The organism is Psychroserpens jangbogonensis, assembly GCF_000797465.1.
GTDB classification, from domain to species: Bacteria; Bacteroidota; Bacteroidia; order Flavobacteriales; family Flavobacteriaceae; genus Psychroserpens; species Psychroserpens jangbogonensis.
On the sequence record NZ_JSWG01000023.1, the window covers coordinates 1 to 5,588 of the forward strand.

The window sequence follows — 5,588 nt, forward strand, 5'->3', positions numbered from 1 at the left end:
CCCTTCATATTTCTATGAAGGGCTTTAAAAAAGGCGACGACCTACTCTCCCACAAATGCAGTACCATCGGCGCAAATGGGCTTAACTTCTCTGTTCGGAATGGTAAGAGGTGAGCCCCATCGCTATAACCACCTTAAATTTTTGGTTGTTATAAATAATCAACACTAATATCTTAACATATTGAAAAAAAACATCATAAAAATAATATTGTAACTAGAAAAAAAACAGGCGTACAATAAGCCTATGGGTTATTAGTACTACTCGGCTATGACATTACTGCCTTTACACCTATAGCCTATCAACGTGGTCATCTTCCACGACCCTTTAAAGAAATCTCATCTTGTGGTAGGTTTCGCGCTTATATGCTTTCAGCGCTTATCCTTTCCCAACGTAGCTACCCAGCAATGCTCCTGGCGGAACAACTGGTACACCAGAGGTTAGTCCAACTCGGTCCTCTCGTACTAGAGTCAGATCCACTCAAATTTCTAACGCCCACAGTAGATAGAGACCGAACTGTCTCACGACGTTCTGAACCCAGCTCGCGTGCCACTTTAATGGGCGAACAGCCCAACCCTTGGGACCTTCTCCAGCCCCAGGATGTGACGAGCCGACATCGAGGTGCCAAACCCCCCCGTCGATATGAGCTCTTGGGGGAGATCAGCCTGTTATCCCCGGCGTACCTTTTATCCTTTGAGCGATGGCCCTTCCATGCGGAACCACCGGATCACTATGCTCTACTTTCGTACCTGATCGACCTGTATGTCTCTCAGTCAAGCTCCCTTATGCCATTGCACTCTACGCACGGTTACCAAGCGTGCTGAGGGAACCTTTAGAAGCCTCCGTTACTCTTTTGGAGGCGACCACCCCAGTCAAACTACCCACCAAGCACTGTCCTTCTCTCGAAGTTAGACTCTAGATAAGCAAAGGGTGGTATTTCAACAATGACTCCACAACGCCTAGCGACGCCGCTTCAAAGTCTCCCACCTATCCTACACATTACTTATCCAAAACCAATACTAAGCTATAGTAAAGGTGCACGGGGTCTTTTCGTCCCACTGCGGGTAATCGGCATCTTCACCGATACTACAATTTCACCGAGCTCATGGCTGAGACAGTGTCCAGATCGTTACACCATTCGTGCAGGTCGGAACTTACCCGACAAGGAATTTCGCTACCTTAGGACCGTTATAGTTACGGCCGCCGTTTACTGGGGCTTCATTTCAGATCTTCGCCGAAGCTAAACCCTCCACTTAACCTTCCAGCACCGGGCAGGTGTCAGGCCCTATACATCATCTTTCGATTTAGCAGAGCCCTGTGTTTTTGATAAACAGTCGCCTGGACCTTTTCACTGCGGCCCACATTGCTGTGGGCGACCCTTCTCCCGAAGTTACGGGCCGATTTTGCCTAGTTCCTTAGCCATGAATCTCTCGAGCACCTTAGAATTCTCATCCCAACTACCTGTGTCGGTTTAGGGTACGGGCTGCTTCACTCGCTTTTCTTGGAAGTCGCTTCTCTGGATTATCACCTTGACCGTAGTCTCAGTGTACTATCGCGGTATTACTACTCGCTTCAACGTACTATTCCGTCAGTACGCACCAAATACACGCCTCCGTCACTTTTAGTGTGAGCAGGTACAGGAATATTAACCTGTTGTCCATCCACTTCCCCTTTCGGGTTCGCGTTAGGTCCCGACTAACCCTCAGCTGATTAGCATAGCTGAGGAAACCTTAGTCTTTCGGTGTGCGGGTTTCTCGCCCGCATTATCGTTACTTATGCCTACATTTTCTTTTGTAGCTTCTCCAGAATGCCTCACAGCAAACCTTCGACGACACTACAATGCTCCCCTACCACTTTTACAAGTCCATAGCTTCGGTAATATGTTTATGCCCGATTATTATCCATGCCGAACCGCTCGACTAGTGAGCTGTTACGCACTCTTTAAATGAATGGCTGCTTCCAAGCCAACATCCTAGCTGTCAAAGCAGTTCAACCTCGTTTATTCAACTTAACATATATTTGGGGACCTTAGCTGATGGTCTGGGTTCTTTCCCTCTCGGACATGGACCTTAGCACCCATGCCCTCACTGCTGATTAACATTTTATAGCATTCGGAGTTTGTCAGGAATTGGTAGGCGGTGAAGCCCCCGCATCCAATCAGTAGCTCTACCTCTATAAAACTATAAATCAACGCTGCACCTAAATGCATTTCGGGGAGTACGAGCTATTTCCGAGTTTGATTGGCCTTTCACCCCTACCCACAGGTCATCCGAACACTTTTCAACGTATATCGGTTCGGGCCTCCACTGTGTGTTACCACAGCTTCACCCTGCCCATGGGTAGATCACACGGTTTCGCGTCTACCACTACTAACTAAAGCGCCCTATTCAGACTCGCTTTCGCTACGGCTGCGGACCTGAAGTCCTTAACCTTGCTAGCAACGGTAACTCGTAGGCTCATTATGCAAAAGGCACGCCGTCACCCCAAAGGGCTCCGACCGCTTGTAAGCGTATGGTTTCAGGATCTTTTTCACTCCTTTATTCAAGGTTCTTTTCACCTTTCCCTCACGGTACTAGTTCACTATCGGTCTCTCAGGAGTATTTAGCCTTAACGGATGGTCCCGCCAAATTCATACAGGGTTTCACGTGCCCCGCACTACTCAGGATACCACTATCAATAACGATCTTTACTTATACGGGACTATCACCCTCTATGGTCACTTTTTCCAAAGTGTTCTAATTCATTACGCATCAAATATCGTGGTCCTACAACCCCAGTATTGCCGTAACAATACTGGTTTGGGCTAATCCGATTTCGCTCGCCGCTACTATCGGAATCACTTTTGTTTTCTTCTCCTCCGGGTACTTAGATGTTTCAGTTCTCCGGGTTCGCCTCCTTGCGGATAACATATCTTCAATATGCTGGGTTGCCCCATTCGGATATCTGCGGATCGATTTGTATGTGCCAATCCCCGCAGCTTTTCGCAGCTTATCACGTCCTTCATCGCCTCTGAGAGCCTAGGCATTCCCCATACGCTCTTATTTAGCTTATTGTACTTTTTGTCTTTTTAATGAGTTACTATTCAGTTTATAATTTTCAGTCTCAATACTTAGTAAATAAATACTAATTCTTGTTTCTTACACCTCATAAACTAAACAATGTGATTAATTAGAAATCGCTCGTTGTGATTCTAATTAATCCATAAATATTATTTGAAAATTAGATAAATCTAATCTCTTTATTTTTATGTATCTTTTTTCAATATGTCAATGAACTTCTTTCTGTTTAAAACAGAATCGTGGAGAATACCGGAGTCGAACCGGTGACCTCCTGCGTGCAAGGCAGGCGCTCTAGCCAGCTGAGCTAATTCCCCATTGTAATTCTTATCTTTTAAGAATTCTCAATTTTGAATTTAGAATTCTCAACTTCTAGAATTTCCTTTATTTTATTATAGTTAGTAGTCTCAGGCAGACTCGAACTGCCGACCTCTACATTATCAGTGTAGCGCTCTAACCAGCTGAGCTATGAGACTCTACTATAATAGATTAATTAAATTAACAGCAAAAGAATAAACTATATCTTTTCTTACTTATCTCGCTTAGTCGTCTTTCTCTAGAAAGGAGGTGTTCCAGCCGCACCTTCCGGTACGGCTACCTTGTTACGACTTAGCCCTAGTTACTAATTTTACCCTAGGCCGCTCCTTACGGTGACGGACTTCAGGCACTCCCAGCTTCCATGGCTTGACGGGCGGTGTGTACAAGGCCCGGGAACGTATTCACCGCATCATGGCTGATATGCGATTACTAGCGATTCCAGCTTCACGGAGTCGAGTTGCAGACTCCGATCCGAACTGTGATAGGGTTTATAGATTCGCTCCTGCTCGCGCAGTGGCTGCTCTCTGTCCCTACCATTGTAGCACGTGTGTAGCCCAGGACGTAAGGGCCGTGATGATTTGACGTCATCCCCACCTTCCTCACAGTTTGCACTGGCAGTCTTGTTAGAGTTCCCGACATGACTCGCTGGCAACTAACAACAGGGGTTGCGCTCGTTATAGGACTTAACCTGACACCTCACGGCACGAGCTGACGACAACCATGCAGCACCTTGTAAATTGCCCGAAGGAAAAACTATCTCTAGTCCTGTCAATCTACATTTAAGCCCTGGTAAGGTTCCTCGCGTATCATCGAATTAAACCACATGCTCCACCGCTTGTGCGGGCCCCCGTCAATTCCTTTGAGTTTCATTCTTGCGAACGTACTCCCCAGGTGGGTTACTTATCACTTTCGCTTAGCCACTCAGACCGAAGTCCGAACAGCTAGTAACCATCGTTTACGGCGTGGACTACCAGGGTATCTAATCCTGTTCGCTCCCCACGCTTTCGTCCATCAGTGTCAGTATATTATTAGTAATCTGCCTTCGCAATTGGTATTCTATGTAATATCTATGCATTTCACCGCTACACTACATATTCTAACTACTTCATAATAACTCAAGATAACCAGTTTCAAAGGCAATTCTACAGTTGAGCTGCAGGATTTCACCTCTGACTTAATTATCCACCTACGGACCCTTTAAACCCAATGATTCCGGATAACGCTCGGACCCTCCGTATTACCGCGGCTGCTGGCACGGAGTTAGCCGGTCCTTATTCTTACAGTACCGTCAAGCTCCCTCACGAGGGAGTGTTTCTTCCTGTATAAAAGCAGTTTACAACCCATAGGGCCGTCTTCCTGCACGCGGCATGGCTGGATCAGAGTTGCCTCCATTGTCCAATATTCCTCACTGCTGCCTCCCGTAGGAGTCTGGTCCGTGTCTCAGTACCAGTGTGGGGGATCCCCCTCTCAGGGCCCCTATCTATCGCTGTCTTGGGGTGCCGTTACCACTCCAACTAACTAATAGAACGCATACTCATCTTTTACCGATAAATCTTTAATTATTTTATGATGCCATAAAATAATACTATAAGGTATTAATCCAAATTTCTCTGGGCTATCCCTCTGTAAAAGGTAGATTGTATACGCGTTACGCACCCGTGCGCCACTCGTCATCTGGTGCAAGCACCAATGTTACCGTTCGACTTGCATGTGTTAGGCCTGCCGCTAGCGTTCATCCTGAGCCAGGATCAAACTCTTCATCGTTAAATTTTAAGTCTTACGACTATTTTTTAACAACTAATCGAAATTGTTTAATTTCAGTACTCAAAATGGTCTATTCTTTTGTTTTGAAAATTATCGTTTCCAATAACTTTCTTACGCTGTCAATTCAATATGTTAATGAACTTTTTATTTATTTCTTAAAACTTTTATGCCTTAAGCGGGTGCAAATATAAAACCCTTTTTTTATTCCTACAATACTATTTGTTATTTTTTTTGAATTATTTTTTTAACCCTCCGAAATATCAAATATCTTATTAGAACTTGTGCTAAACATATCTCGCTTAGCGGGTGCAAATATACAATCACTTCTTTCTTTCAACCAAATCTTTTTTGAACTATTTTTAAACTATTTTTTTAACTCCATTCTAATACCTTATTATGAGTGCGTTGCAATCAAATAATTAATCACTTTTAATTATCTTCAAACCAAATCAA

Annotated in this window: 2 tRNA genes and 3 rRNA genes; all 5 read right to left on the reverse strand. The window is 44.8% G+C overall.

The annotated features are described in order from the left end of the window. Nucleotides 1-28: 28 nt before the first annotated feature. Nucleotides 29-136: ribosomal RNA gene (gene rrf, locus RH81_RS16040) — 5S ribosomal RNA — on the reverse strand. 95 nt (nucleotides 137-231) lie between these two features. Then, a 23S ribosomal RNA gene (locus tag RH81_RS16045) occupies nucleotides 232-3,050 on the reverse strand. Between the two features lie 246 nt (nucleotides 3,051-3,296). Continuing rightward, nucleotides 3,297-3,370 (reverse strand) — tRNA-Ala (locus RH81_RS16050). Between the two features lie 85 nt (nucleotides 3,371-3,455). Continuing rightward, nucleotides 3,456-3,529 (reverse strand) — tRNA-Ile (locus tag RH81_RS16055). Between the two features lie 84 nt (nucleotides 3,530-3,613). Beyond that, nucleotides 3,614-5,135, reverse strand: a 16S ribosomal RNA gene (locus tag RH81_RS16060). The 16S, 23S and 5S rRNA genes sit together here with 2 tRNA genes alongside, the layout of an rRNA operon. Between the last annotated feature and the right edge of the window lie 453 nt (nucleotides 5,136-5,588).